This window comes from Vibrio sp. 2092 (genome assembly GCF_033339635.1).
Lineage (GTDB): Bacteria > Pseudomonadota > Gammaproteobacteria > Enterobacterales > Vibrionaceae > Vibrio > Vibrio alginolyticus.
The window spans coordinates 107,962-134,688 of the sequence record NZ_JAWOUY010000002.1 but is presented as its reverse complement, the minus strand read 5'-3'; the positions used below and the strand labels follow the sequence as shown (position 1 = coordinate 134,688).

Below are 26,727 nucleotides of genomic sequence, written 5' to 3'. Positions count from 1 at the left end.
AATTGATTGGTAAGATGAGCGCAATCAACCAGCCCATTAACAAATGGTATTCTATTTTGAAACTACAAGACATCCTTTCTCTCCCAGAACTTGACGGTAAACTACTAAACCTAGCAAAAACTCAAGGCTTTGTAACAGCGATGGCTGCAGCGCCAAACGTATTAATGCCTCAAGAGTGGTTGCCATTCTTATGGGGTGGAGAAGAAACAGCGCCATTTACTGACGGTGAGCAACTAGAGCAATACATTGACGAGATTGTACAAATGTGGAACCAAACTCGTCCCGCTCTCCTAGAAGGCACTTGGCAGTGGCCTGCAGGGTGCGCGCTAGATGAGCAAGACATTGTAACAAGTCAGGCTCGCGATTTCTGTGAAGGTGTATTACAAGGCTGGCAACTTGCGCGTGATGACTGGGAAACGTTGATGCCTGAGGATAGCGAAGATAATGCCCTACTCGGTGGTGTTTTACTTTCTCTTACTATGCTTTACGACCCAGAAACGACCGTTGAAACATTGGCCGAACAAGGTATGGAAGGCTTAGAGCAGTTTGAGGAAATCTTCAATGCAATGCCAGTGATGTTATGCGGTCTTACCCAGCGCGGTGTTGCATTAGCTGAAGAACAATAGACGCAACGCTGTCGACCATCAAGATTGAACGGCTGAATAGACAAAAAGCTCTCCAAATGGAGAGCTTTTTTGATCATGTTAAAATTACATGTGGAATATACCGCGCCATATCTTGAGTCACTAAGCTACTGTCTTCCCTAATCGAAATACCGGCAGCTCTATCATTGACCAACCAACTGCCAATTAACGTATGGTTTTGCCCAAACTTAGGTAGTGGATGGTATTGCTGGACGATATTGAATTGAGATTCATAAGGCCCTGACGTTTTAACAAAACGTTTTCCATCGATGACGATCTCGATGTTCGCGCCCTCTCGAGAAAATAGTGGCTTGATGACATAATCTCTCATAGTGTTCGCTTTTGAATCGTTAGCAAAATAAGCGGGCAAAAGGTTCGGGTGGTTAGGAAAGCGCTCCCACAATAACGGTAAAAGTGCTTTATTGGATAGAATCGACTTCCACATCGGTTCTAACCAGTTTACGTTCGCAGTCGCTAAGTACTTCGCATATTCCTCTTCAAACATAAACTCCCAAGGGTAAAGCTTAAACATCCAACGAATCGCTCTGTCGTCAGCATCCACAAACAGACCATCTTCCGTCACTCCAATATCTTCGACATGCACGAATGCCGTTGCTAACCCTGCCTCTCGCGCGCAATCCTCTAAATACTGGACAGTCCCTTTATCTTCTTCAGTGTACTTGCAGCAGCTAAAGTGAAGTGTTTGTCCTGGTTGGTATTTTGCTATTTCGGCAAAGCGCTCGATCAAAAAGTCTTGAAGAATATTGAATTGATCCGCGCTCTGGTGAACTCGACCTTTATTTACAACATCTTCTAGCCACACCCACTGCCAAAAGCCAGTTTCAAACAAGCTGGTTGGCGTATCCGCATTGTTTTCCAGTAATTTTGCTGGCGAGGTCCCGTTGTACGCGAAATCCAGCCGCGAATAAAGCGAAGGTTCGCTTCGTCTCCATGAAGAAGCGACCTGCTCCCACATAGATTCAGGGATCGCACATTGCGTCAGCAACCGCTCACTCCGAACGACTTCATCCACAATAGCCAGGCACATCTGATGCAGCTCTTCAGTGGGCGCTTCTATATCGCGCTCAATTTGCTCCAGCGTGAATTGATAGTAAGCACTCTCATCCCAATACGGTTGGTCATACATGGTATGGAAACCAAAACCAAACTGGCGTGCTAATTCACGCCAGTTTTCGCGCTCTTGTATTTCTCGTCGAAACATAGTGCTTTTTAACCGCCTCGACTGACCGACACCGCTTTACCAAACCCGCCTCGAGACATCGCCCTGCCAATGGTGCCGCCACCACGTTTGTTAAGGCTATTCGTCGCGACTTTGGTCGGCTGATTTCGGTAGGAGCCAAAGAATTGTCCTGCTCCATTATAGAATTTGGATTTATAACGGTACATCGGCTCTGAGTAATAGCTCTTGTTATAACCTTTCAACCCGCTTAATGAGCGACTGTAAAAAAAACCGCCAAAGTTAGGTACATAAGCTCGGGAACTGGAACTGTAGTAACAATCATCCTCGTAGAAATCATTCTCGCATTCGAACTCGCTGCGGTAGCGAGGGGCATTTTGTTCGGCACGAGCTAAAGCTTCTTGGTATGCAATGTCACACTGTTCACTAAACTCAGGCGAGTTAGATTTACACTCATCGGCATCAGAAAAAATGTACCCTTCTGTTTTTGACTCGTACGTAGCAAAGAAGAAAATACCACCAAAGGCAGCAAAGGGAAGAATTTTCCCAAGCTTTAAGCTTTTGTCCATGGAAGAACGTTTAACGTTAGAACTCCGCTTCATCGTTCCTCCTAGTAAGTCATGCAAGCGGCATTCAATACGCCGACCGAAACAGAAACTGCGGCTAATACAATACCGGCTGGCAGTTCATCTTTTTCGATACGCTCTGCCACTTTCGGAAGTAAAATAAAGCGTACAATTGCAAATGCGATAATTTGAGCAAGCATTGCGACAACGCCCCAAACCATAAAATCGACGATATTGACTGAGTTTTTTGCCGCCCCCGAAATCGCGAGACAGTAACCAAGGAAAGCCCCACTTAGCGCAATCGCTGCTGCTGTATTTTGTTTTTCTTTAATCAGATGCCACTCATCGTATGGCGTCAACTTGACGTAGATGAACTTAAACGCCAATACAAAAATAATAGAAACAGAGAAATAGAGTAAAAAGTTTGGGAAGCCTGCTAACAGGCCGGCAATCATGTGCATTATTGTTCCTTGTTCATTTCTTTCCAGGCAAAATCTTCAATACGTTCATCTGCAATGTAAAACAGCTTGGTACTCGCGGGTACTTCAGCATCTAAATCTGGGTTGAGTTGAATACCATCGCCAATATCAAAAGCAATCAGCGTGGCATGATGGCGTCTTTTGAGAAAAACGAAGAGATTCTCAATAGTGGTGGCAGACTGCCCCTCAGGATAAATAACTGAGTATTGCGTCATACCTCGTGTTGAAGCCAAAAGCTCCTGATGAAGCGCACTTGAGCCCGGGTCAACCGCCGCTTTTGCCAACATTTCTGCGCCAACAGCAGGTATGCATTCCGCTTTCGGGCAATGCTGACTTAGAAGTCGGCCTAGCGCTTCATCTTTAAAGTAAGCGACCAAATGAGCGGAAGGGTTTACAGATGCGCAGTATAGAGCGGCTGACAAGGTAATGTCGTCCGAGAGATTATCCACAATAATGCAAGCGGCTTCGGCAATATTGGCGTTTTTCATCTCTTGCGAATCGGTATAACTGGTCACTTTGATAAAACTGATTTCGCCAGGTAACGGGTTCTCTATTTCTGAACGGCTGCATAAAACAATCGGGCGCTTTCCCTCTTCTTCATGTTGTAACATGCGAATAAGGTGTATCGTTCTCGATCCATTCCAGCCCAACAATACAATATGGTTTTCCACTCTTACTCTCCGTTTTCCTAAAATACCCGCTCGCCAATAGTCCATCGCTGCTCCAGCGACACGCCCCAATAATGCGGCGAATAAGCTCAAACCGCCGGGGATTACAAATAGTACGACAACCCATTTACCCATATCTGTTACTGGAGAATGGTCGCCATAACCCACCGTACTCGCCGTAACCATGAGGTAATAGATAAAGTTAGCGAAACTGTCTGTTAATGCTGTTTCACCAGCGAGAACCAGCAGCCACCATGAAAGGCTCACATATAAGCCACTAAAGATGAGAAGGCTTCGGTTGCTCAATTTAAAAAGGTGGGAACTAAGCCACTTTTTAACTACTAACCACACCGCCATAAATTTATGACCTCGATATTCATTGATTGCATCAATAGTAACTCATTGATAGTAAGACACAAAAAAACCAGCCATATTCGGCTGGTTTTTGAGATTTACTTTCAGTTACGCCTACTTTTTAAGCATTACCTTTCACTTGCATATTTAGCTGCTCAGCAAAATCTAGCATGCGGTTCAGTGGGATAAGTGATTTCACACGTAGCGCTTCATCAACAAAAATTTCGTGCTCTTCACCACCTTCACTAAGCGCTTTCTCAATTGCTTTCAAACCGTTCATTGCCATCCAAGGACAGTGTGCACAGCTGCGACATGTTGCGCCTGCACCTGCGGTTGGCGCTTCGATAAGTTCTTTCTCTGGCACAAGTTGCTGCATTTTAAAGAAAATGCCTTTGTCTGTCGCAACGATCATTTGTTTGTGAGGAAGCTCTTTCGCTGCTTTGATCAGCTGACTCGTTGATCCAACGGCATCGGCAAGTTCTACGACGCTTGCTGGTGACTCAGGGTGAACCAAAATAGCCGCATCTGGATACACGCTCTTCATTTTTCGTAGCGCATCAGCAGAGAACTCATCATGAACCACACACTCACCCTGCCAAAGCAGCATATCTGCGCCAGTTTTGTTAGCGATGTACGATCCTAGGTGACGGTCTGGTCCCCAAATAATTGGCTTATCTTCAGCGTCTAAGTGTTCCACGATTTCAAGCGCAATGCTCGATGTAACGACCCAGTCGGCACGGGCTTTAACCGCTGCTGAAGTATTTGCGTAAACTACAACCGTATGATCAGGGTGAGCATCACAAAACTCGCTGAACTTATCCGCAGGACAGCCAAGGTCAAGCGAACATTCCGCTTCCAACGTTGGCATTAGAATGCGCTTTTCTGGTGTCAGAATTTTGGCCGACTCGCCCATAAAGCGAACACCACCAATAATCAATGTACTTGCAGGGTGACGATTACCAAACTTCGCCATTTCCAACGAGTCACCAACAAACCCGCCAGTGTCTTCAGCTAGGGCTTGAATCTCAGGGTCGGTATAGTAGTGCGCGATAAGTACCGCATCTTTTTCTTTGAGTAACTTTTTAATACGCTCAATGTAAGATGCTTTTTCTTCTTCGCTTAATGGAACTGGTTTCGGTGGGAATGGGTAAACAGTGTCGATTTTATCTAATATATGGCTCATTGCTCTTGCTCTACGCAACTTCCTTTAATCCGAGTATTGTAACCTCGTTAATTTTCAAAAACCAACTTGTCGCGGGGATTTCTAGCGGTCTAGCCGTATATCTTTGTTACAGGTAGCATTTCCGAGTAGCTAAATTCGGTGCAACATAAGGTCAGAGGCTCTGCATCATTGCTATCGACTTAGCCGTTCTGCACCAACAGAAAATGGAAAAGAAAAAGGAAGCCGAAGCTTCCTTTTCAAAACATAACGTCTTACAGCTTAGAGCTGGCAAGTTTTGCAGATGCACTACCTGGGTATTCATCAACCACTTGTTGGTAGTACTTTTTCGCTTGAGCTGCATTGTTATTACGCTCAGCGATTTCGCCTAACTTAAGCAACGCATCGGCTCGCTTATTGGAGTCTTTATAAGACACAACAGCGGCAAAACTTTTCACTGCATCCTCATCCTGCTTTTTAGCGAAGTACAACTGACCTAGCCAGTAGTGAGAATTCGCTGAATATGTAGAATCAGGATAATCTTTCTGGAACTGCTGGAACGCTGCAATTGCGCCAGTGTAGTCACGTTTCTTGAGGATGAGGTCGACTGCATTTTGGTATGCCGTTTGCTCATCAACATTTGGTGTGTACTGACCACCTGTTTTAGCCGGTTTCGCTTCTTGCGCAGGCGCGGATTTTATCTCTCCACGAACACGATCCAGCTCGACAAACAACTCTCGTTGACGTTGCAACATTTGCTTCATTTCGTAGCTATTTCGCTCTAATTGACCACGTAATTCACTGATCTCTTGTGACATTTGGTCAATTTGCTGTTGCATTTGGAGCTGAACGCGATTGCGGTTTTGTAGCAAGCGCTCTAGACGCTCTACTTCCGTTTCAGATGAACGGCTCTTAGAGACGGATGATGTGCTGTTGAGATCGGATACTGGAGCTGGTGCAGCGAACGCAAAGTTCGCTGCACTTGCCAGTAACGTAAGCGCAACAGCGCGCTTAGTGTTACTGAACATGAGGATTACCTCGAATTAGTATACTAGAACCGCGCGACGGTTCTTAGCGTAAACTTCATCTGATTGACCTAGAAGAAGTGGCTTCTCTTCACCGTAGCTAACGATTGAGATTTGGTCAGCTTGAACACCTAGTGCTTGTAGGTAGTTCGCTACTGCTTGTGCACGACGCTCACCTAGAGCGATGTTGTACTCAGGAGTACCACGCTCATCAGCGTGACCTTCGATAGTTACGTTAAGTGCTGGGTTCTTGCTTAGGTAAGAAGCGTGAGCCGCTAGCATCTCTTCGTAATCTGCTGCAATTGTTGAGTTGTCAAAAGCAAAGTAGATTGTTTGAGTTTCACGTAGCGCTTGCTCTTTTAGCTCTTGCTCTGTCAACTGACCGCTTTGATCAATTGGCGTAGCTACTGTTGTTTCCACTGCGCCATTGTTGTTTGTTGCTGCACCAGTGTTAGAAGCAGCGTCGTCGCTTGAACTACACGCTGTAACAGCCATTACAGGAAGCGCGATTAGTAGCCCTTTTAGAACCTTGTTCAGTTGCATCTTATTTTCCTTTATTAATCAAACTTATTACTACAAAAACGGTGACCATGCAGGCGCTCGAACACGCCCATTTGTTGCCGGTAATCTAGCTTTGAATCGACCATCAATTGACACCATCGATAGTACGTTTTTCTTGTTGTAAATCGAGCTATACACAACCATGCCACCGTTTGGGGCAATACTAGGAGACTCATCAAGCAAGGTCTTAGTTAAGACTTGAAGAGCACCAGTTTCCAAATCTTGTTTCGCCAAATTAAATCCTGCGTTGCTGCGGTTCACCATAACTAGGAATCGCCCATCAGGAGTAATCTGACCACCCAAATTTTGGCTGCCTTGCCAAGTCAAACGGTCAATAGAACCGCTGCCCAAATTTACTTGATAAATCTGTGGTTTACCACCCCTATCCGATGTGAAAATCAACGATTTTCCATCCGGATGCCAGAACGGTTCCGTATTATTTGATCTGCCACGCGTAATTTGCGTCAGCTTACGAGTGTTAAGGTCAAACGTATAAACATGAAGCGAGCCTGTTTTAGAAAGAACAATCGCTAACTTATTGCCATCTGGCGAAAATCTTGGCGCACCATTGTGACGTGGGTATGAAGTAATTTTCTCACGTTCACCGGTGTAGATGTTCATGATGAAGATTTCTGCTTGGCCATTTTGGAAGCTAACATACGCAAGCTTTTTACCATCTGGTGACCACGCTGGTGACATTAATGGTTGCTTAGAACGTAAAACCAGACGCTCATTGTAGCCATCGTAATCAGCGACTCGAAGTTGGTAAGGGAAACGGTCTTTATCGTTCACTACCACATATGCGATACGAGTCATGAAAGCGCCACGGTCGCCAGTTAACTGCTCATACACCAAATCAGAGATTCGGTGAGCGTACTCACGCATACGAGGCCCTTGAACAGTGGCTACTTTATTGAACAGCACATGATCTTTTGACAGAACCAATTCACCGTCACTACCAAGCGCCTTACTCTTCCCACCTGTTAACTGACCACGCACAATATCAACAAGTTGATAGTTGATAACGTAGTCACCTTGGTCGTTTTGCTTGATTGAACCAGTCAATAGCGCATCCACACCTAAATTGGTCCAAGCATCAAAATTAACTTCTGATTCACTGAACGGTGTTTGTGGCATTTTGCTCGTTGGAACTGGGCTGAATTTACCACTACGTTGTAAATCCGAGGCGATAACAGCAGAAACATCCGTTGGAAGCGCTTGTGTGCCCTCCCACTTAAACGGAACAACAGCAATTGGTCGTGCTGAATCAATACCATCGGTAATGACCAACTCTAATGCGGCATTCGCCACATTTGTCATACTGCTAAACAGTACAAACATTCCTAGTAAAAGGCGTCTAATCACGTCTTATTCCTTTTAGTCCAAAGCAACAGTTATGTTGATGTCTTTTAGTCTTTCATTGACCGCTGATTCTGAAGATTTAGGGAACGTCCCTACCTGAGCTATTGCTCGCTTCGCCGCAGCACATACTCGAGTATCGCCACTCAAAACGGTAACACCAGAGACCATCATATCAGTTCCTGTCGGAATCAATTTGATGTTTACCCTACACTCCTTTCCCAGCAAGTAGTCATCCTTAATCAGCTTTTGCTGAATATTTTGAGTATAGATGGATGACATACGAGAAAGTTCGTCGTCAATAAATTGATTGCGCGCAGCACTGTTTTTACTGACCTCATCCTCAAGACCCGCAAAAATATCATCTAACGCGGCTTCTTGAGCTTTACGCTCACGCTCGGCACGCTCAGCTGCTTCTCTCGCTTTACGCTCTCGCTCCGCTGCCTCTTTTGCCGCTTTCTCTTTTGCAATGCGCTCTTGTTCAGCTTTTTCAGCAGCTTCACGCTCACGACGTGCTTTTTCTTCCGCTTCTTTTGCTGCTTTTTCGCGAGCTAAACGTTCTTGCTCAGCTTTTGCTATAGCCGCTTCTTTTGCTAAACGCTCCTGCTCAGCTTTACGCACGGCTTCTTCTTTTGCCTTGCGCTCTTTTTCTAGCTTAGCAGCTCGCTCTTTTTCTTTGCGAACACGTTCTTCTTCCTGCTTGCGCTCTTGCTCTTTTTTCTTACGTGCAGCTTCTGCTTCTCGCGCCGCTTGAGCATCTTTCGCTTGCTGCTCTTTCAACTTGCGAATTTGCTCTTCTTCAGCTTTGCGGTTTTTTTCTAGCTGCTCTGCTTCGCGTCTCAGTTTATCAAGACGCTCTTGTTCTTTTTTCGCTGCCTTTTCGCGTTGCTGGCGAATTTCTTTCGCTTGTTGCTGCACAAGTTTTGGATCGATGACAACAGCTTGAACCATTTGCCCTGTAGGCTCTGGTTTAGACATGTTGAAGTCCGTCCCCCAAAGCAGGGCTGCAACTAGAATTGCATGCAAACCAACCGATATTGCTATCGGTTTGGCGTATTGGTTGGGTTTCTTCTTGTGATCTTTCATAGATAATTGATGTCTATTCCCTGATATCGGTCATTAGACCTACCTTAGGGATACCAGCTCGACTTAGTTCATCTAGCAATAGAACAACATCGGCATATGGTGTTGCCGCGTCGCCACCTACCGCAACTGGTGAATCCGGCTTAACCTCTCGCTCCGCTTTCACTCGCACAATAACATCTTGCAACGACAAACCTCGCTGAACTTCTTCATCATTTACGCTTAGGCCTAAATTACCCTCGCTATCAATTTCGATGATAATAAAGCTACTGTCAGTCTCGCCAGCAAGGTCTTGCATAGATTCTGCGGTCGATGTTTTCGGAAGATCAACGTCGACGCCTTGAGTCACAAATGGAGCGGTCGCCATAAAAATGATCAACAGTACGAGCATTACGTCGATATACGGAACAACGTTGATCTCCGCTGTCATTTTTCGCTTTTTAGGTTGATAACCCGCCATGCTTTATTCCTTATCCGCGCTGTCTCGGCCAGCCATCGCTTGACGATGAAGGATGCTGTGGAATTCTTCAGAAAATGTTGCGTAAGTGTGCTCTAGTTTACTCACTTTATTGCTTAGGCGGTTGTACGCCATTACTGCCGGAATAGCCGCAAATAGCCCCATCGCTGTCGCGATAAGTGCCTCGGCGATACCCGGTGCAACCATAGACAACGTAGCTTGCTTTACTTCACCCAGCGCAATAAAGGCGTGCATGATGCCCCAAACGGTACCAAATAGGCCGATATAAGGGCTTATAGAACCGACTGTTGCCAAAAACGGTAAGCTTGTTTCTAGCTCATCTACTTCACGAGAAACAGCAACGCGCATTGCGCGGCCAGTGCCTTCCATGATGTAAGCTGGTGAATTTGCGTTGCTCTTACGTAGGCGAGCAAACTCTGTAAAACCTGCGTAGAAGATTTCTTCTGTGCCTTCAATTTCGTCTTTACGCGCTTTTACTTTTTGGTAAAGCTGAGAAAGATCAGTACCCGACCAAAATTTGTCTTCAAACTGCTCTGCATTTTTTGATGCTTGAGAAAGCACTTTGCTGCGCTTGATGATCATTGCCCATGACACAATTGACATGCCAAGCAACGTCAGCATCACAAGCTTTACCAACAGACTGGCCTGAAGAAAGAGATCTAAAATGGAAATATCAGCAGTCACTATTTGTTAGCTCCGAATTTATAAAGGTTGGAATAGCTATTGGTTTCATTTTCTTATTATCGATACATGCTACCTTAACCGAGGCCTTGCACAATATCTTGCCTTGATCATTGACCAACTCTTGACAGAATTGCAGAGAAGCACGTTTTATTTCTGACACTCGGGTTACGACTGTCAGATGCTCGTCCAGCCTAGCCCCTTGGTTGAAATCGATATCCATGTGTCGGACAACAAAGCCGATATTTTGTTCCAGTAAAACATGTTGAGAAATGCCTTTAGCACGTAACATCTCTGTCCGTGCGCGCTCAAAGAATTTTAGATAATTAGAATGATATACAACACCGCCCGCATCAGTGTCTTCATAGTACACGGTGATCGGCCAGTGAAAGAGATTTGATGTGCCTTGCAAGGAAGTACCAATATATTCAATTCTTTAAAGTAATTACTATAACTGAAGCGACAGCAATTGGTACCGAGCTAAGGAAATATTTTTGAAATTTGTAGAAAAAATAAAAGCTAGGCGAGATACCTAGCTTTTATTCGATGATTTAGTAACCGACTTTATTACAGCATATTTCAGCCTAAATGAAATAAAGTGCCGTTAGATAAATTAAGATAGCTAACGAGAAATAAGGACTAAACAAAACTTGCCAGTACCAGTTTCTTGGCTTGAAGCCCACCCCATACACCATGCTTGAACATACAGACCAAATCAGTGCTGGTGCGATGATTGAGTTAAAACCACCAATTGCTTGATGGTAAGCTTCAGGGTCCCACATCACCAATCCTACGTGCATAAAGCCAAGGATGAGAGATAAGACTCGTAGCAGAGTCTTATCCATTGGTGCGTGAAGTTTCGCTACCTTATCAGCGAGGTTACTCACTGTCTTTATCCATCATTTCTGAGTGCTCTAGCCAAAGAGCGTTGATGATACCGAATGCACAAGCAAGTAGTACACCTAGAATCCATGCGAAATACCACATAGTAAATGCTCCTTAGTAAAGTGAGTTTTTGTTGTCTTCAATGTACTGGTCATCAAGGCGACCAAACATCTTGTAGTAAGTCCAAGATGTGTAGCCAAGGATGATTGGCACCATAACAAACGCAACGCCTGTCATTAGGTTCAGAGTCAGCTCAGATGACGTTGCATCCCACATTGTTAAGCTGTGGCTTGGCATTAAGTCTGAAGGCATGATGAATGGGAACATCGCAAAACCTGCAGTAAAGATAACACCAGCAACACCCAAGCTTGAAGTAATGAACGAAATCGCACATTTTTCAAGACGAGATGCCAATACAGCGAGAAGCGGCATTGCAACACCTAGTACAGGAGCAGCCCATAGTAATGGGTAGTTTTCAAAATTCTTCATCCACGCACCAGCTTCACGGATAACCTCTTTGTTTAGAGGGTTAGAAGCTGCGTTAGTGTCGATACCGCCAACAATGACGTAGCCATCGATATTTTGGATCCAGAAACCAGCCGCTACAAACGCAGCAACCGTCAGTAAACCAGCCAACTGAGCAACGTTGCGCGCACGCACATGCACTTCGCCTGTTGTTTTCATTTGTAGCCAAGTAGAACCTTGCATCAAAATCATGAACAAGCTTACTAGACCACACAACAGTGCAAATGGGTTTAGTAGACCAAAGAATGAGCCATGGTATGTTGGCATCAAGAACTCACTCAATTGGAATGGTACACCTTGTAGAAGGTTGCCAAACGCTACACCAAAGATGATTGGCGGAACAAAACCACTGATTGAGATACAGATATCCCAGCTATTGCGCCATTTTGGATCTTCGATTTTAGAGCGGTAGTCTAGGCCAAGAGGACGAAGCCATAGCGCTGCTAGTGTCAAAATCATCGCTAAGTAGAAGCCTGAAAATGACGTTGCGTAAACCAAAGGCCAAGCTGCGAACAGTGCACCACCAGCAGTGATAAGCCAAACTTGGTTACCATCCCAGTGAGGAGCAATTGAGTTAATCATGACACGACGTTGCGTGTCGTTTTTACCGATGATAGGTACAAGCGCGCCTACACCCATATCGAAGCCGTCTGTTACTGCAAAACCAACTAGTAGAACACCGATTAGTACCCACCAGATGAGTCGCAAGATTTCGTAATCAAACATCTTGTTATCTCCTTACCTTACGCTTCTACTTGGCGACTAACTTTGTCTTCAACAGAGTCAGCATTTTGCTCGAAGTGGTAGCGACCCGTTTTCAGGCTACTTGGGCCTTTACGAGCGAATTTCAACATTAGGTAAACTTCTGCAATCAGGAATACCGTGTATAGCGCCAGAATTGCGAAGAGTGAAGTCCAGATTTCACCTGCAGTTAGCGCAGAAGCTGCAACATGCACTGGTAGAATTTCACCTACAGCCCAAGGCTGACGGCCGTACTCAGCGACGAACCAACCCGCTTCAATTGCAATCCAAGGTAGTGGAATGCTAAATAGTGCAGCTTTTAGAATCCATTGTTTCTGTTCAATCTTCTGACGACACGTTTGGATAAACGCCGCACCAAAGACAAACAACATGATGAAGCCACAAGCAACCATGATACGGAATGACCAGAATAGCGGCCATACTGTTGGGATTGAGTCGTCCGCAGCAGCTTGGATTTGCTCTTCTGTTGCATCAACAACATTGTCTGTGTAGCGTTTTAGAAGTAGACCGTAACCTAGGTCACCTTTCACTTCATCAAACGCAGTCATGTTTTCTTCTGACTTGTCGCCCGCACGAAGCTTCTCTAGAAGTTCATAAGCGTACATGCCGTCACGAATACGATCGACGTGTTCATCACGTAAATCACGAAGACCTGTTACTTGCTCATCAAAAGAGCGTGTCGCGATAATACCCATTACGTAAGGGATCTTAATTGCGTAATCGGTATGCATCGTTTCCTGGTTAGGAACACCAAATAACGTAAATGCGGCAGGTGCAGGTTCAGTGTGCCACTCTGCTTCAATTGCAGCGAGTTTCACTTTTTGAACTTCACCAAGCTCGTAGCCAGATTCGTCACCAAGAACGATGGTAGATAAGATAGCTGCAATACCGAAAGAAGCAGCAATAGCAAACGAACGACGAGCAAACGCAATGTCACGACCTTTTAATAGGTAGTATGAACTGATGCCTAGAATAAACATTGCGCCACAAGTGTAACCAGAAGCAACCGTATGCACGAACTTAACCTGAGCAACTGGGTTTAGTACAACCTCAGAGAAGCTCACCATTTCCATTCGCATGGTTTCGAAGTTGAAATCTGCGCCTACTGGGTTTTGCATCCAGCCGTTTGCGATAAGAATCCAAAGAGCAGAGAAGTTAGAGCCTAGTGCCACAAGCCAGGTAACCGCTAAGTGTTGGCGTTTAGATAGACGATCCCACCCGAAGAAGAATAGACCAACAAAAGTTGACTCCAGGAAGAATGCGACAAGTGCTTCGATCGCTAGCGGTGCACCGAAGATATCACCTACATAGTGGGAGTAGTAAGACCAGTTCGTACCAAACTGGAACTCCATGGTAAGGCCTGTCGCCACACCAAGTGCAAAGTTAATACCGAATAGCTTACCCCAGAACTTGGTCATGTCCTTATAGATTTGCTTGTTCGTCATTACGTACATCGATTCCATAATGGCCAGAAGGAAGGCCATACCAAGGGTCAATGGTACGAATAGGAAGTGATACATCGCTGTCAGTGCAAACTGCAACCGCGATAGATCAACTACGTCAATCATGGTAACTCCTATGTGTCGGCTGAATGACACTCTCTACATATTGCAATCCATATTCAGGTGTTATTTACACTTGAAAAATGTTGAATTATCACAACTCATTGTTGCAAAAATGTGCTTCATTGGTTAGTTAATTGTTAAGCATCAGCTAATATAGCTGGGGCTAATATTACTTGTAAAAACAGATTGTTTCAAAAGGTTTATAGCCGTAACGCGCTTTGATATACATCAATGTTTATGCGCGGAATTTGCACAAAAATCCATCACATTGATCTAGATCAACCAGTATTGGATACGGATGTTAAGAGAGAGTAATCAGGAGAGAAATTAACCAGTTGCAAGCAAACATCGAGTTAACAATCAATGCTTTTTACTTACTAAACCAGTATGAGAAAAAATTCAAAAAATGTGAGTTTGGTCAACTTTAATGAAGCGCTGGGCAACAAAGGCCCAGCGAGGGAATCTTATTTTTCAATTCCGAAATGCAAATACGCACGATCTGTCGCGATTCTTCCACGCGGAGTGCGTTGTAAATAACCTTGCTGAATAAGATAAGGTTCAAGAACGTCTTCAATAGTGTCCTTTTCTTCACCTATCGCCGCTGCCATGTTGTCGAGCCCGACCGGACCACCACCAAATTTTTCCATAATCGCGAGTAGTAGCTTACGGTCCATGTAATCGAAGCCTTCGGCGTCCACATCAAGCATATTCAACGCCTTATCGGCAACATCGGCGCAAATGTGACCATTGCCTTTTACTTCCGCATAATCACGAACACGGCGTAGCAAACGGTTAGCAATACGTGGTGTGCCACGCGCACGTCTTGCCACTTCCAATGCACCTTCAGGTTCCATTGATAAACCTAAACAATCCGCGCTTCGCTGCACGATATCTTGGAGGTCTTTTATCTTATAAAACTCAAGGCGCTGAGTAATACCAAAGCGGTCGCGCAATGGTGACGTCAAAGAGCCCGCTCGGGTCGTCGCACCAATTAACGTAAACGGTGGTAAATCGATCTTAATAGAACGAGCGGCCGGACCTTCACCGATCATAATATCCAGTTGATAATCTTCCATCGCCGGATATAGCACCTCTTCAACCATCGGACTCAAGCGGTGAATCTCATCGATGAACAACACATCGTTTTCTTCAAGGTTGGTTAACAGCGCGGCCAAATCGCCTGCTTTCTCAAGTACAGGGCCTGAAGTAGTGCGAATGTTCACTTCCATTTCATTGGCAACGATATTCGCAAGTGTGGTTTTACCCAAACCTGGGGGACCAAAAATCAAAAGGTGATCAAGTGCTTCGCTACGTAACTGAGCAGCTTTAATGAAGATCTCCATTTGGTCACGGACATGGTCCTGACCTTGGTAATCCGCTAATTTTTTTGGCCGAATAGCACGATCAATGACATCTTCATCACGAAAGGCAGGGTTTTCTGGCGCGATTAAACGATCGGCTTCAATCATCTTTTTACCTTGAAAAATGGTTACCTGAGAGAATAATGCCGCTCGTTTAACAGCAAGTGGCATATTTCTATATCTCGTCATCCTGTACAGCGACGAAGGAGCGTGATACAGGATCTTCTATCCGAGCGATTTATGGTCAAATTGTTTCATTAACCGCTCAGCGTGCTGCTATTAGATTCCCAGTCTCGCCAGGTTCGCTGGAATGACACAAAAAAACATCGTTAAGCGATTGGCATTAACCTTAGAGAATGAGTTATCTTGAACAAATATTCACTGTGCAACCAGCGTTACACCATTGATTTTAGAGCTTCACGGATCATTTGCTCACTGCTCATGTCCGGTTTAGCGATCTGAGATACCACTTTCGACGCTTGAGTCGGCTTGTAACCTAGAGCTAGAAGCGCACTGATTGCCTCTTCTTCTGCGTTGTTGGATGTTGCACCAGAATCCGCAGGAGCAGCATCCGTAAATGGCGTAAATAGATCGCCAGCGCCCCACCCTTTCAAGCGGTCTTTCATTTCAACAACCAATCGCTCTGCGGTTTTCTTGCCAACGCCTGGAAGCTTAACCAGCGTAGAAACGTCTTCATGTTCCACACAAGTAACAAATTGCGTTGCTGTCATACCAGAGAGAATACCAAGACCGAGTTTAGGACCAACGCCATTGGCTTTGATCACTTCACGGAAAAGTGCTCGTTCTTTTACTGTGTTGAAACCGTATAGCAATTGCGCATCCTCACGGACAACAAAGTGAGTATAAATAATGGCTTCTTCGCCAACATTTGGCAGTTCGTAAAAACAGCTCATTGGCATCTGGACTTCATAACCAATGCCATTAACTTCAATTAATACTTCAGGTGGTTGTTTTTCAATCAGTATGCCACGAAGACGTCCAATCACTATAAATACTCTTTGGAAATGAATTTGCGACAGGATAATAAAGAACTGGATAGACATCCAGTTAATTTTAACGGTAGCGCCCTTTTCTGGCACTGGTTGCTTTGCCCGCTAACGCAACGAGAGTCTTGTTAGTATTGGCATGACAAATCGCCACACCCAAAGCATCGGCTGCATCCGCTTGAGGCTTGGCGGGCAATTTAAGCATCTGCTGAACCATATGCTGAACTTGCGCTTTGTCCGCGCCACCAGTGCCGACGACAGCTTGCTTAATAAGACGAGCCGCGTATTCAAATACCGGCAACTCCGCATTCACCGCAGCAACAATTGCACTGCCACGAGCTTGGCCAAGTTTTAGCGCTGAATCCGCGTTTTTGGCCATAAACACTTGCTCGATCGCGAAAACGTCCGGTTGAAACTGGGTAATGATTTCCGTGACGCCTGCATAAATCTGTTTAAGCCGACCCGGAAGTTCTTTTTCTGAAGTACGAATGCAGCCACTACCAAGGTATTGCAAGTGGCGTCCATTTTGACGAATGACCCCATAGCCGGTAATGCGCGAACCTGGGTCAATGCCCAAAATAATTGACATGAATGTTCCTAAAAATGAGGCCTAATTCGGCCTCAGTCTTTTTATTATTACTTGCTAACTTCGGAGCAAATACCGCTCCCGACACCTTGAGTTTAATCTAGCGTAGCCGCAACGTCGTCAGAGATATCACCATTGTGATAAACCTCTTGAACGTCGTCCAGATCTTCCAAAGCGTCAATCAAACGAAGTAGTTTTGGCGCAGTATCCGCGTCCAAATCTGCTTTCGTAGATGGGATCAGCGACACCTCCGCGTTCTCTGCCTCAAACCCTGCGGCATCAAGAGCATCTTTTACGAGCCCAAAATCGCCTGGGGCCGTGTAGACATCAATCGAGCCATCTTCTGCCGTTTCAATGTCATCAGCACCACTTTCTAATGCTACTTCCATTACCGCATCCTCATCTAAACCTGGGCCATATGAAATCACGCCTTTCTTGTCGAAAAGATAGTTGACGCTACCATCCGTCCCCAGATTACCGCCTGACTTTGAGAATGCATGGCGTACGCCAGATACCGTACGATTTCGGTTATCCGTCATACATTCGACCATGACCGCCGTACCACCTGGACCATAACCTTCATAGATCACGGTTTCCATGTTGTCGTCGCCTTCACCACCAGCACCTCGGCTGACAGCACGGCTGACAGTGTCACGTGTCATGTTGTTAGACAGTGCTTTATCAATTGCTGCTCGCAAACGTGGGTTATTTTCTGGCTCACCGCCCCCCTCTTTTGCCGCAACAACGATTTCACGAATTAATTTAGTAAAGATTTTGCCGCGCTTCGCATCTTGCGCTGCTTTACGGTGACGAATATTCGCCCATTTACTATGACCAGCCATAATTCACCTTTTAATGTATTTTGACGCTTAATAACAAAACATGTTCTAAAAAGCGTTGCTTGGGAAATTGCTTTGGAAGTTTCTTGGGTTTATTTAAACAAAAACTCCCGCAGTTGCGGGAGTTTTCTTCAAATGTTGTGCGCTTATTCTGCGTCTTTTTCTTTCGCTGCAGTTACTGCGATTGCTAGCTCTTCTAGCGCTGCTGGGTTCGCAATACTTGGTGCGTCTGTTAGTAGACACGCCGCTGCTGTTGTTTTAGGGAACGCGATAACATCACGGATGTTCTCTGTGCCACATAGCAGCATTACTAGACGGTCTAGACCAAATGCAAGACCAGCATGTGGAGGCGTACCGAATTTCAGCGCATCAAGCAGGAAACCGAACTTAAGCTGTTGCTCTTCAGGTGTGATACCTAGAATATCAAATACGGCTTCTTGCATATCTGCGTTGTGGATACGAACAGAGCCGCCGCCCACTTCGTAGCCATTTAGAACCATATCGTAAGCGTTAGAATTTGCCGCAGCAGGGTTTGCTTTTAGCTCTTCTGCAGTCACACCTAGAGGCGATGTGAATGGGTGGTGCATCGCGTGTAGGTTGCCTTCGTCATCTTCTTCGAACATTGGGAAGTCAACAACCCATAGTGGAGCCCATGCAGACTCATCCGTTAGCTCTAGGTCTTTACCTAGTTTCAAACGTAGCGCACCCATTGCTTCTGCAACGATGCCCGCTTTATCAGCGCCAAATAGGATAATGTCACCAGATTCCGCTTGAGTACGATCTAGAATGCCGTTGATCACGTCTTCATTTAGGAACTTAGCGACTGGAGATTGGATACCTTCCATGCCCGCTGCACGGTCGTTAACCTTCATCCAAGCTAGACCTTTCGCACCGTAGATACCAACGAATTCACCGTAGCCATCAATTTGCTTACGAGTCAGAGAAGCGCCACCTGGAACGCGAATAACGGCAACTCGGCCTTTTTCGTCGTTTGCTGGACCTGAGAATACTTTGAACTCAACGTCTTTCACTAGGTCAGCAACGTCTACTAGTTCCAGTGGGTTACGTAGGTCTGGCTTGTCAGAACCGAAACGACGAATCGCTTCGCTGAACGGCATTACTGGGAATTCACCTAGGTCAACGTTTAGTAGCTCTTGCCACATTTCACGAACCATTTTCTCAGTCGTTGCACGAACTTGGTCAGCCGTCATGAATGACGTTTCGATATCGATCTGAGTGAATTCTGGTTGACGGTCAGCACGCAAGTCTTCATCACGGAAACACTTAACGATTTGGTAGTAACGGTCAAAACCAGACATCATTAGAAGCTGTTTGAATAGCTGTGGAGACTGAGGAAGCGCGTAGAAGCTGCCTTTGTGAACACGGCTAGGTACTAGGTAGTCACGAGCGCCTTCTGGAGTCGCTTTTGTTAGTACTGGCGTTTCGATATCTAGGAAGCCGTTGTCATCTAGGAAACGACGAACAAAGCTAGACGCTTTAGCACGTAGCTTGATGCGGTCGCTCATTTCAGGACGACGTAGATCTAGGTAACGGTACTTCAGGCGCTGCTCTTCAGAGTTCTTTTGGTTGAAGTCTAGAGGCAGAACATCAGAACGGTTGATGATTTCAAGACCTTTCGCAAGGATCTCAACTTCACCTGTTGCCATGTCTTTGTTTGCTTGGCTCTCTGGGCGAACGAGCACTTCACCCGTTAGTTTGATACAGAATTCATTACGAAGTGTGTTCGCCACTTCATACGCATCCGCCATATCTGGATCAACAACTACCTGAACGATACCTTCGCGATCTCGCATATCAATAAAAATAAGACCGCCTAAATCACGACGACGGTTAACCCAGCCGCAAAGTTCTACAGTTTGTCCTGCAAGGGACTTGTTCAGGTGACCACAGTAATGGGTACGCATAATGAAATTCCCAATCTCTCAAATGTTGTTAACTACGCTCTGTCAGCCTCATTGCTAAGCAGAGTAAAGATTCAGTTATACGCTGAATGTCCACGAAAATCGACTACTCAACATACAATTACGTGTGTTTTATCATTCACTGGTGCTTTTTAGTACAACAAATGTTCAAAAGCGCACCAAAGCGAAAAAATTGGGGAGGATTATAGCGTGAAATTACCTATTTCAGCAAAACTCTCGTAAAGTATTCACACGAGTAGCAAGCAGTAAAGAATAATGGATAACTTACCTCTTCGACTTGGATTGACAATGTGGTCGCACAATCAATGGCAACAAAGTTTTTACGGCAGCGGGACAAAGCCCGCTGAACGTTTAGAAAGGTATGCGCAAGTGTTTCATACCGTGGAAGGCAACACGACATTTTATGCCACACCGACGCTCAATACAGTGCAAAACTGGAGAGCCGCAACCCACGATGATTTTCGCTTTACTTTCAAACTTCCTAAAGCCATTACTCATGAGCAAATGCTAAGAGGTTGCAGCGAACAACTGAGAGACTTCATGAAAGTCATGGAGCCTTTGCATGACCGTGTGGGCCAATGGACAATTCAATTACCAGCCGCATTTGGTCCTGAGCACCTTGATCGACTGAAAAAGTTCTGTGCGAGCTTTCCACCTAACTTCCCTCTCGGTGTTGAGGTTCGCCATATGGCATTTTTCTCCAAAGGCGAAGAAGAGCGAGCACTTAACCAATGGTTAGTAGAGAATAATATTGACCGCATTATTATGGATAGCCGCCCAGTCTTTGCCGCTAAGCCCGACAATGAGGCGATTATTGATGCACAAATGAAAAAACCACAAGTCCCTGTTCACGCCATTGCTACCGCTTCACACCCTTTGATTCGCTTTATTGGTCATCCAGAAGAACAGCAAAATTACGAGTTTTTTAAACCATGGCTCAACAAGTTGCCACAATGGATTGCCGAAGGTAAACAGCCATATGTCATGATCCATACCGCAGACAATATAATTGCGCCAGAGTTGGCCGCAAACCTATATAAAGACATACAAAAGCGTATCACGCTCCCTGAGTTAGCGCCTTTCCCTGCTGACGATGGCAACTCGCAGTTACAGATGTTCTAACGCAACACATGACAGAGGCGCGAAATTCCCATAAAATACGCGCCTTTTTTGGTGCCTGACATTTTCAGGCGGCTTGTATGCAGAGACTTAGTTATGAACCCTAAGAGCAATCCAGATACTATTTTTTCGGCTCCAATCGATAAAATTGGGGATTTCACGTTCGATGAACGCGTAGCGGAAGTATTTCCTGACATGATTCAACGTTCGGTACCGGGTTACAGCAATATCATTTCTGCAATCGGTATGCTGGCAGAGCGTTTTGTAAAACCTCACTCAAACATCTATGACCTTGGCTGTTCTTTGGGTGCTGCAACATTGTCTATGCGTCGCCATATCAAACAAGAAGGTTGCCAAATCATCGCAGTGGACAACTCTCCTGCAATGGTTGAGCGTTGTAAACTTCACGTCAACGCTTACCGTAGTGACACTCCTGTGGATGTAGTAGAAGCAGACATTCGCAATATCGAAATTGAAAACGCGTCAGTGGTGGTGTTGAACTTCACTTTGCAATTCCTCTCTCCAGAAGATCGTTACTCCTTGCTCGAAAAAATTTACGCTGGCCTGCGTCCGGGTGGCATTTTGATTCTATCTGAGAAATTCGTCTTCGAAGATGAAGTGTCGAACGAACTGTTAATTGACCTTCACCACGACTTTAAACGTGCGAATGGTTATAGCGAACTAGAAATCAGCCAAAAGCGCAGCGCGATAGAAAACGTAATGCGCCCAGATTCAAAGAAAGAACATAAAGAGCGTTTCGCTAAAATTGGCTTTTCTAGCTACGACGTTTGGTTCCAATGCTTTAACTTCGGCTCCATGTTCGCGATTAAATAGACCATGCATACCAAACCTGAACCATACCGATTTCGGCTTTTGTTAATAATTTATACCCATCAACTCAGCGATTAACTAACTATGTTTAACTTTGCAAATTTCTACCAATTGATTGCCCAAGACACTCGTCTTCAACCTTGGCTTAATGTGCTTCCACAACAGCTAACGGATTGGCAAAATGCAGAGCACGGTGACTTTGGTCGCTGGTTGAAAGCCCTGAACAAAATCCCAGCGGGTAGACCGGACAACATCGACATTGTTGATTCTGTCACGATTTCAAACAATGAGCCGATGCCTCAAGGGGAACTTAAAAAGCTAGAAAGCTTACTTCGTACATTCCATCCTTGGCGCAAAGGCCCATACCACGTACACGGCATCCATATTGATACTGAGTGGCGCAGTGATTGGAAATGGGACCGCGTGCTTCCACATATTTCTCCATTAAAGAATCGCAGCGTACTCGATGTAGGTTGTGGTAACGGCTACCACATGTGGCGCATGCTAGGCGAAGGGGCACGCTTAACTGTCGGTATCGATCCATCTCACCTGTTCCTGATTCAGTTCGAAGCAATTCGTAAACTAATGGGCGATGACCAACGTGCACACTTATTGCCATTGGGCATTGAACAACTACCTAAGTTAGAAGCGTTCGATACGGTATTCAGCATGGGCGTGCTTTACCATCGCCGCTCGCCTCTCGATCATTTAGTGCAACTAAAAGATCAATTAGTATCTGGAGGTGAACTCGTATTGGAAACACTCGTGATTGAAGGTGATGAGAATGCAGTACTGGTCCCGACTTCTCGTTACGCGCAAATGCGTAATGTCTATTTCTTCCCTTCAGCAAAAGCCCTAAAAGTGTGGCTAGAATTGGTCGGTTTTGAAGATGTTCGTATCGTTGATGAAAACATCACGTCCGTAGACGAACAACGTACCACAGATTGGATGACGCATAACTCTCTACCTGACTACTTAGATCCGAACGACCCAAGCAAGACTGTAGAAGGCTACCCTGCCCCTCGCCGCGCGGTTCTTGTCGCTCGCAAATCATAATTCGCTGAGATTCCTGACATTGTCTTAACTCATTTTACGAGTTAAGACATTACCCTCTTTCCTCGTAATGAGCGAGTTTGTTTTTTGAATCCATTTGTCACGTCAAAATATAAGCACGCTCTAAATAAGGATGCGCTTTTATGTCCTTGATTTTTGGCTTTTCATCACTATTCCTCAAACAATAAGTAATAGAGAAACATTCTTACTTGTGAGGCTTTATCGATATAAGCTAAACTCCTAAAAAATAAACAACTTAATCCAATCCCAAGGTTTTCAATGTTATTACGATTGACCCCGATTGTTGCCATCGCCTTACTATCTGGATGCTCACTAACCAAAGGCGAACAGTACCACCAAGAAACGTTAGCGGCGATTCAAAATTCAGAAGCGAATGTCAATAATCGCATTACCAACCTAGAGCTGCAGCTCAGCAACCAATCGGACTATATCGACAGCCTTGAAGAACAAGTCGATAAACTACAGGTTGAACTTCTTACATTTCGCGATGAAGCAATGGCAGAAGTAAAAAAACCGAAAGAGCCGATTATTGTCCAATCTCCCGCTCCTGTGGAACCAACCCCAACTCACGATATTGTCCTTGGCTCTATCGAAAAGGTCACTGTAGAGTCGATTAAGCAAACTTTTGATGCACGTATCGACACTGGTGCCGCGACGTCGTCTTTAAATGCCGTTGATATTGAAGAGTTCGAAAGAAATGGCAAAAAATGGGTCCGATTCCACTTAGCAGACACCAGTAAATCCGAAGAAGAGAAAAGTACTTGGATCGAAGCTCCTGTCATTCGCTACGTCAAAATCCGCCAGGTTACCAGTGAAGAGTTAGAACGCCGCGCTGTGGTAGAACTTTGGGTGCGCGTTGGAAAAATTCATGAAAAAGCGCAATTTACGTTGGCAGATCGCTCACATATGAACCATCCTATTTTACTGGGTAGAGAATTTATGCGCGACATAGCACTTGTCGATGTAAGTCGTACCTATATCCAAACGGACGAAGATAAAAAATAATAAGGTAGATTATGACGTCAAAAATACCGTTTTACCTTTCTATCATCTTATTGGTGATTGCGGGCATTGCTCTGAGTGTTTTCAGGCATGAAAACTACGGCGTGCCTTGGACGCCAGGCGAAACTCGCCAGGTGTGGGATGTAGAAGCTCGTATTGAGTTCAATGCTAACGGCAACGAAGTAAAAGCGTCACTTGCAGCACCGCATACGCAAAGTGGTTACACACTTATTGGTGAATCTGCTTCCTCATCAGGTTATGGCGTTTCCTACATCAATGACGATTCAGGCCGTCGTGCAGAATGGTCAATTCGCCAAGCTCAAGGGCCACAAACCATATACTACAAAGCCCAGTTCTTAGTAGACCCTCAGGCTAAAGTCACTCCTTTACCGCCAACGGAAGACATTACGCCACCAACGCTATCAGCACCACAAGCAGCAGCGGCAAATGCCCTTATCGAACGTGCGATGAGTCGCTCAGCCGATAATGTGACGTTTACTCGTGAGCTTATCAAAGCGCTTAATGACCCAGATAGCCAAAACTCGTCGCTACTACTGAACGATTTCAGCCGTACTGATGCACTGCATAATATTTTGCTTACCGCAGGTATACAGAGCAAAACCGTCGGTGTTATCGAACTAGAAGATGGTCGTCGACGCCAAACAATTCAACCAATGGTTCAGGTTTGGTCAGGTAAAGATTGGGTACTGTTTTCACCAAAATCCGAACAAAAAGCAGTGAAACCCAACTTGTTAGTGTGGGATGAATCAAACGTATCCTTACTTGACCTTGTTGGTGGTAAAAATAGCCAAGTGCATTTCTCGATGATTAAGCAAGAAATGACACCACAACAAGCTACAAACAACAAAATAGAAGCAGATGGATTACTGAATATTTCAATTCATAGCTTACCTTTGGAAGAGCAAGCGATGTTCAAAACCATCATGCTCATCCCTATTGGTGCTCTGATCGTTGTGTTCTTGCGTGTGATTATCGGCCTGAAAACATCCGGTACCTTCATGCCTGTGTTGATTGCCGTTGCTTTTGTTCAAACTCAACTATTAACGGGTATTGTCGGTTTCTTGCTAATTGTAGGTACAGGCCTGATTATTCGAAGCTATTTGTCTAGGTTGAACTTATTGCTGGTAGCAAGGATATCTGCGGTCATTATTACCGTTATTATGATCATCTCGGTGTTCACCGTTGTTGCGTTTAAGATGGGCTTAACGGAAGGCCTAACAATTACCTTCTTCCCTATGATCATCTTGTCTTGGACGATTGAACGTATGTCAATCCTATGGGAAGAAGAAGGTGCGAAGGAAGTTGCCCTGCAAGGTGGTGGTTCATTGCTGACAGCGGTATTAGTTTACCTTGCAATGACGAACTCATACATTCAACACTTAACCTTTAACTTCATTGGTCTACAGTTGATTGTTCTGGCCGGTATTCTATTACTAGGTACTTACACAGGTTACCGCCTCACTGAGCTACGACGCTTCAAACCACTAGCGGAGGACTAAACGATGTTCGAAAGTTTTACTTCGCCGTCTAAGCTTCGCCATAAAGGCATTATGGGGATGAACAAGCGTAACCACAGCTATATTGGCCGTTACAATGATCGTTCTAAATACCCACTTGTCGATGACAAGCTAAAGACCAAAATTATTGCACAGGCAGCAGGAGCAACAGTTCCTGCCCTGATCGGTGTCATTCATAACCAAGCTGAAGTTAAGACTATCCACAAAATGGTTGAGAACTGGCCTGGTTTTGTGATCAAACCTGCACAAGGTAGTGGCGGTAAAGGCATTCTGGTTGTTACGTCTCATAAAAACGGGGTATATACCAAACCCTCCGGCTCTACAATTGGTAGGGATGAGGTCGAGCGTCACATTAGTAATGCGCTTGCTGGCCTTTTCTCTCTTGGTGGTAAAAATGACGTTGCTGTGGTTGAAAACTTAATCAAGTTTGATGACTGTTTTGATGGCTTCAGTTATGAAGGCGTACCAGATGTTCGGATCATCGTATTTAAAGGTTATCCAGTTATGGCGATGATGCGCTGCTCTACAGCGGCTTCCGACGGCAAAGCAAACCTTCACCAAGGTGCGGTAGGAGTAGGCATTGACATCGCGACAGGTAAAGCCGTCAGAGCGGTGCAGTTCGATCATCCAGTGACTCATCACCCTGATACAGGTAAAGACCTTTCGACCCTTCAAGTACCGCATTGGGAGCGCTTGCTGGAGCTTGCGTCAAGTGCCTGGGAAATGACAGGTTTGGGATACATGGGTACGGATATGGTGCTGGATAAAGATGAAGGACCTATGGTTTTAGAGCTTAACGCTCGCCCTGGTCTGGCAATCCAAATCGCTAATGGTGCAGGCTTACTTCCTCGTTTGAAACACATAGAGAGCCTTGGCACACCTGCTGAGTATCCAAAACCGATTGAACGCGTCGCTTACGCGGCAGAGCAGTTCGGTGTGAAGCCGTTGTTCTAACCCTCCGACATAATGTTCGTTATTACTCGCCAGTAATTGTCATGATTACTGGCGTTTTTGTTCCCGCATCCAAAAACCTTGCACTTACTCTCCTTATTAAACACATCCTTCTCATATATAAGTTGAATCAATGATCGAGCTAACAAAATCAACATAGATCGTTTCTTTTCTACTTTGCCTTTTGAGTATGATGAGAGCTCCCCTTACTCAACTTGAGAGGTTGGGAAATGCTAATAAAAGAAACAAATAATGATGAACCAGAGCTTGAAGAACAAGAGAGCTTAGACCAACACCTACAACGCTTGTCTGAGCTTTCTGTCCAAGCACTCGAAGAGCTTGCTGAAATGATCGAAGTCAGGGACGATATTCCAGAGGAATAAACGTCGCTTCCTCGTGAAGTTCCGCTAATAAGCCGAGACTGCCGTCCTACAGTCTCGGCTTGTCTTATGTTGTTCGAAGCCTACCTCGTAAATAGATACAA

Annotated in this window: 29 protein-coding genes; 8 read left to right on the top strand and 21 right to left on the bottom strand. The window is 45.1% G+C overall.

The window, feature by feature from the left end; translation table 11 throughout:
- Positions 1 to 14 precede the first annotated feature (14 nt).
- Positions 15 to 626 (top strand): YecA family protein, encoded by a 612-nt coding sequence (locus tag R7P80_RS04360; protein WP_225491472.1) that lies wholly within the window; start codon positions 15 to 17, stop codon positions 624 to 626.
- Positions 627 to 699: 73 nt separating this feature from the next.
- On the opposite strand, the gene R7P80_RS04355 is transcribed toward R7P80_RS04360, so the two are convergent.
- The 21 genes from R7P80_RS04355 to aspS all read right to left on the bottom strand — a co-directional run bounded on the left by R7P80_RS04355 (position 700) and on the right by aspS (position 19,710).
- On the bottom strand, positions 700 to 1,866 hold the full coding sequence (locus tag R7P80_RS04355; RefSeq protein WP_033905056.1) for a glutathionylspermidine synthase family protein: 1,167 nt from the start codon (positions 1,864 to 1,866) through the stop codon (positions 700 to 702).
- A gap of 8 nt (positions 1,867 to 1,874) precedes the next feature.
- Positions 1,875 to 2,444, bottom strand: a complete 570-nt coding sequence (locus R7P80_RS04350) for a DUF1190 domain-containing protein (protein ID WP_025766906.1) — start codon at positions 2,442 to 2,444, stop codon at positions 1,875 to 1,877.
- 8 nt (positions 2,445 to 2,452) lie between these two features.
- On the bottom strand, positions 2,453 to 2,869 hold the full coding sequence (locus R7P80_RS04345) for a DUF350 domain-containing protein (RefSeq protein WP_005378281.1): 417 nt from the start codon (positions 2,867 to 2,869) through the stop codon (positions 2,453 to 2,455).
- A complete protein-coding gene (locus tag R7P80_RS04340; protein ID WP_225491473.1) occupies positions 2,869 to 3,912 on the bottom strand; it encodes a potassium channel protein in 1,044 nt (347 codons plus the stop codon). The genes R7P80_RS04345 and R7P80_RS04340 overlap by 1 nt, the downstream gene beginning before the upstream one ends.
- Positions 3,913 to 4,030: 118 nt before the next feature.
- The gene (gene nadA / locus R7P80_RS04335; RefSeq protein ID WP_017820046.1) at positions 4,031 to 5,092 is read right to left on the bottom strand and encodes a quinolinate synthase NadA; all 1,062 of its coding nucleotides are present in this window, start codon (positions 5,090 to 5,092) and stop codon (positions 4,031 to 4,033) included.
- Between the two features lie 251 nt (positions 5,093 to 5,343).
- Positions 5,344 to 6,096 carry a tol-pal system protein YbgF gene (ybgF, locus tag R7P80_RS04330; protein WP_005387926.1) on the bottom strand — a complete coding sequence of 251 codons (753 nt, stop codon included), beginning with the start codon at positions 6,094 to 6,096 and terminating at the stop codon, positions 5,344 to 5,346.
- A 15-nt stretch (positions 6,097 to 6,111) separates the two neighbouring features.
- Positions 6,112 to 6,636, bottom strand: a complete 525-nt coding sequence (gene pal / locus R7P80_RS04325; RefSeq protein WP_005378293.1) for a peptidoglycan-associated lipoprotein Pal — start codon at positions 6,634 to 6,636, stop codon at positions 6,112 to 6,114.
- A gap of 30 nt (positions 6,637 to 6,666) precedes the next feature.
- On the bottom strand, positions 6,667 to 8,019 hold the full coding sequence (gene tolB / locus R7P80_RS04320; RefSeq protein WP_005387925.1) for a Tol-Pal system beta propeller repeat protein TolB: 1,353 nt from the start codon (positions 8,017 to 8,019) through the stop codon (positions 6,667 to 6,669).
- A 12-nt stretch (positions 8,020 to 8,031) separates the two neighbouring features.
- Complete coding sequence (gene tolA / locus R7P80_RS04315) at positions 8,032 to 9,099, bottom strand: cell envelope integrity protein TolA (RefSeq protein WP_017820045.1); 1,068 nt, start codon at positions 9,097 to 9,099, stop codon at positions 8,032 to 8,034.
- Positions 9,100 to 9,112: 13 nt separating this feature from the next.
- Entirely contained in the window at positions 9,113 to 9,556 is a 444-nt protein-coding gene (locus R7P80_RS04310) for an ExbD/TolR family protein (protein WP_005378298.1), read from the bottom strand.
- A gap of 3 nt (positions 9,557 to 9,559) precedes the next feature.
- The gene (gene tolQ, locus R7P80_RS04305) at positions 9,560 to 10,258 is read right to left on the bottom strand and encodes a protein TolQ (RefSeq protein WP_005378301.1); all 699 of its coding nucleotides are present in this window, start codon (positions 10,256 to 10,258) and stop codon (positions 9,560 to 9,562) included.
- Positions 10,248 to 10,667 carry a tol-pal system-associated acyl-CoA thioesterase gene (gene ybgC, locus R7P80_RS04300; RefSeq protein WP_017820044.1) on the bottom strand — a complete coding sequence of 140 codons (420 nt, stop codon included), beginning with the start codon at positions 10,665 to 10,667 and terminating at the stop codon, positions 10,248 to 10,250. Before ybgC ends, tolQ begins: the two co-directional genes overlap by 11 nt.
- 172 nt (positions 10,668 to 10,839) lie before the next feature.
- Positions 10,840 to 11,142, bottom strand: a complete 303-nt coding sequence (gene ybgE / locus R7P80_RS04295; RefSeq protein ID WP_005378304.1) for a cyd operon protein YbgE — start codon at positions 11,140 to 11,142, stop codon at positions 10,840 to 10,842.
- A complete protein-coding gene (cydX, locus tag R7P80_RS04290) occupies positions 11,135 to 11,242 on the bottom strand; it encodes a cytochrome bd-I oxidase subunit CydX (protein WP_000270284.1) in 108 nt (35 codons plus the stop codon). Before cydX ends, ybgE begins: the two co-directional genes overlap by 8 nt.
- A gap of 12 nt (positions 11,243 to 11,254) precedes the next feature.
- A complete protein-coding gene (cydB, locus tag R7P80_RS04285; protein ID WP_005387923.1) occupies positions 11,255 to 12,391 on the bottom strand; it encodes a cytochrome d ubiquinol oxidase subunit II in 1,137 nt (378 codons plus the stop codon).
- 17 nt (positions 12,392 to 12,408) lie between these two features.
- Complete coding sequence (gene cydA, locus R7P80_RS04280; protein WP_005378311.1) at positions 12,409 to 13,995, bottom strand: cytochrome ubiquinol oxidase subunit I; 1,587 nt, start codon at positions 13,993 to 13,995, stop codon at positions 12,409 to 12,411.
- A gap of 461 nt (positions 13,996 to 14,456) precedes the next feature.
- Positions 14,457 to 15,461, bottom strand: a complete 1,005-nt coding sequence (ruvB, locus tag R7P80_RS04275; RefSeq protein ID WP_005378312.1) for a Holliday junction branch migration DNA helicase RuvB — start codon at positions 15,459 to 15,461, stop codon at positions 14,457 to 14,459.
- A gap of 287 nt (positions 15,462 to 15,748) precedes the next feature.
- Positions 15,749 to 16,360 (bottom strand): Holliday junction branch migration protein RuvA, encoded by a 612-nt coding sequence (ruvA, locus tag R7P80_RS04270; protein WP_005378313.1) that lies wholly within the window; start codon positions 16,358 to 16,360, stop codon positions 15,749 to 15,751.
- 67 nt (positions 16,361 to 16,427) lie between these two features.
- Complete coding sequence (gene ruvC, locus R7P80_RS04265; RefSeq protein ID WP_005387909.1) at positions 16,428 to 16,949, bottom strand: crossover junction endodeoxyribonuclease RuvC; 522 nt, start codon at positions 16,947 to 16,949, stop codon at positions 16,428 to 16,430.
- 92 nt (positions 16,950 to 17,041) lie between these two features.
- Positions 17,042 to 17,788 (bottom strand): YebC/PmpR family DNA-binding transcriptional regulator, encoded by a 747-nt coding sequence (locus tag R7P80_RS04260; RefSeq protein ID WP_191115700.1) that lies wholly within the window; start codon positions 17,786 to 17,788, stop codon positions 17,042 to 17,044.
- A 143-nt stretch (positions 17,789 to 17,931) separates the two neighbouring features.
- Positions 17,932 to 19,710 (bottom strand): aspartate--tRNA ligase, encoded by a 1,779-nt coding sequence (aspS, locus tag R7P80_RS04255; protein ID WP_225491474.1) that lies wholly within the window; start codon positions 19,708 to 19,710, stop codon positions 17,932 to 17,934.
- 306 nt (positions 19,711 to 20,016) lie between these two features.
- Here aspS and R7P80_RS04250 point away from each other — a divergent pair, with 306 nt between their 5' ends.
- The 7 genes from R7P80_RS04250 to R7P80_RS04220 all read left to right on the top strand — a co-directional run bounded on the left by R7P80_RS04250 (position 20,017) and on the right by R7P80_RS04220 (position 26,626).
- Entirely contained in the window at positions 20,017 to 20,850 is an 834-nt protein-coding gene (locus R7P80_RS04250; protein ID WP_225491475.1) for a DUF72 domain-containing protein, read from the top strand.
- A gap of 93 nt (positions 20,851 to 20,943) precedes the next feature.
- On the top strand, positions 20,944 to 21,681 hold the full coding sequence (gene cmoA, locus R7P80_RS04245; RefSeq protein WP_017635063.1) for a carboxy-S-adenosyl-L-methionine synthase CmoA: 738 nt from the start codon (positions 20,944 to 20,946) through the stop codon (positions 21,679 to 21,681).
- Between the two features lie 81 nt (positions 21,682 to 21,762).
- Entirely contained in the window at positions 21,763 to 22,734 is a 972-nt protein-coding gene (gene cmoB / locus R7P80_RS04240; protein ID WP_005387902.1) for a tRNA 5-methoxyuridine(34)/uridine 5-oxyacetic acid(34) synthase CmoB, read from the top strand.
- A gap of 276 nt (positions 22,735 to 23,010) precedes the next feature.
- Complete coding sequence (locus R7P80_RS04235) at positions 23,011 to 23,757, top strand: ATP-dependent zinc protease (protein WP_005378391.1); 747 nt, start codon at positions 23,011 to 23,013, stop codon at positions 23,755 to 23,757.
- 11 nt (positions 23,758 to 23,768) lie between these two features.
- A complete protein-coding gene (locus R7P80_RS04230; RefSeq protein ID WP_005378389.1) occupies positions 23,769 to 25,274 on the top strand; it encodes an inactive transglutaminase family protein in 1,506 nt (501 codons plus the stop codon).
- A gap of 3 nt (positions 25,275 to 25,277) precedes the next feature.
- The gene (locus R7P80_RS04225; protein ID WP_005378387.1) at positions 25,278 to 26,246 is read left to right on the top strand and encodes an alpha-L-glutamate ligase-like protein; all 969 of its coding nucleotides are present in this window, start codon (positions 25,278 to 25,280) and stop codon (positions 26,244 to 26,246) included.
- 227 nt (positions 26,247 to 26,473) lie between these two features.
- On the top strand, positions 26,474 to 26,626 hold the full coding sequence (locus R7P80_RS04220) for a hypothetical protein (protein WP_005378381.1): 153 nt from the start codon (positions 26,474 to 26,476) through the stop codon (positions 26,624 to 26,626).
- Positions 26,627 to 26,727: the final 101 nt, after the last annotated feature.

Coding starts and splice junctions, on each gene's coding strand:
- R7P80_RS04360 (WP_225491472.1), top strand. CDS start 15: ATGAGCGCAATCAACCAGCCCATTAACAAATGGTATTCTATTTTGAAA.
- R7P80_RS04355 (WP_033905056.1), bottom strand. CDS start 1,866: ATGTTTCGACGAGAAATACAAGAGCGCGAAAACTGGCGTGAATTAGCA.
- R7P80_RS04350 (WP_025766906.1), bottom strand. CDS start 2,444: ATGAAGCGGAGTTCTAACGTTAAACGTTCTTCCATGGACAAAAGCTTA.
- R7P80_RS04345 (WP_005378281.1), bottom strand. CDS start 2,869: ATGCACATGATTGCCGGCCTGTTAGCAGGCTTCCCAAACTTTTTACTC.
- R7P80_RS04340 (WP_225491473.1), bottom strand. CDS start 3,912: ATGGCGGTGTGGTTAGTAGTTAAAAAGTGGCTTAGTTCCCACCTTTTT.
- nadA (WP_017820046.1), bottom strand. CDS start 5,092: ATGAGCCATATATTAGATAAAATCGACACTGTTTACCCATTCCCACCG.
- ybgF (WP_005387926.1), bottom strand. CDS start 6,096: ATGTTCAGTAACACTAAGCGCGCTGTTGCGCTTACGTTACTGGCAAGT.
- pal (WP_005378293.1), bottom strand. CDS start 6,636: ATGCAACTGAACAAGGTTCTAAAAGGGCTACTAATCGCGCTTCCTGTA.
- tolA (WP_017820045.1), bottom strand. CDS start 9,099: ATGAAAGATCACAAGAAGAAACCCAACCAATACGCCAAACCGATAGCA.
- R7P80_RS04310 (WP_005378298.1), bottom strand. CDS start 9,556: ATGGCGGGTTATCAACCTAAAAAGCGAAAAATGACAGCGGAGATCAAC.
- cydX (WP_000270284.1), bottom strand. CDS start 11,242: ATGTGGTATTTCGCATGGATTCTAGGTGTACTACTTGCTTGTGCATTC.
- cydB (WP_005387923.1), bottom strand. CDS start 12,391: ATGTTTGATTACGAAATCTTGCGACTCATCTGGTGGGTACTAATCGGT.
- cydA (WP_005378311.1), bottom strand. CDS start 13,995: ATGATTGACGTAGTTGATCTATCGCGGTTGCAGTTTGCACTGACAGCG.
- ruvB (WP_005378312.1), bottom strand. CDS start 15,461: ATGATTGAAGCCGATCGTTTAATCGCGCCAGAAAACCCTGCCTTTCGT.
- ruvC (WP_005387909.1), bottom strand. CDS start 16,949: ATGTCAATTATTTTGGGCATTGACCCAGGTTCGCGCATTACCGGCTAT.
- R7P80_RS04260 (WP_191115700.1), bottom strand. CDS start 17,788: ATGGCTGGTCATAGTAAATGGGCGAATATTCGTCACCGTAAAGCAGCG.
- aspS (WP_225491474.1), bottom strand. CDS start 19,710: ATGCGTACCCATTACTGTGGTCACCTGAACAAGTCCCTTGCAGGACAA.
- R7P80_RS04250 (WP_225491475.1), top strand. CDS start 20,017: ATGTGGTCGCACAATCAATGGCAACAAAGTTTTTACGGCAGCGGGACA.
- cmoA (WP_017635063.1), top strand. CDS start 20,944: ATGAACCCTAAGAGCAATCCAGATACTATTTTTTCGGCTCCAATCGAT.
- cmoB (WP_005387902.1), top strand. CDS start 21,763: ATGTTTAACTTTGCAAATTTCTACCAATTGATTGCCCAAGACACTCGT.
- R7P80_RS04235 (WP_005378391.1), top strand. CDS start 23,011: ATGTTATTACGATTGACCCCGATTGTTGCCATCGCCTTACTATCTGGA.
- R7P80_RS04230 (WP_005378389.1), top strand. CDS start 23,769: ATGACGTCAAAAATACCGTTTTACCTTTCTATCATCTTATTGGTGATT.
- R7P80_RS04225 (WP_005378387.1), top strand. CDS start 25,278: ATGTTCGAAAGTTTTACTTCGCCGTCTAAGCTTCGCCATAAAGGCATT.
- R7P80_RS04220 (WP_005378381.1), top strand. CDS start 26,474: ATGCTAATAAAAGAAACAAATAATGATGAACCAGAGCTTGAAGAACAA.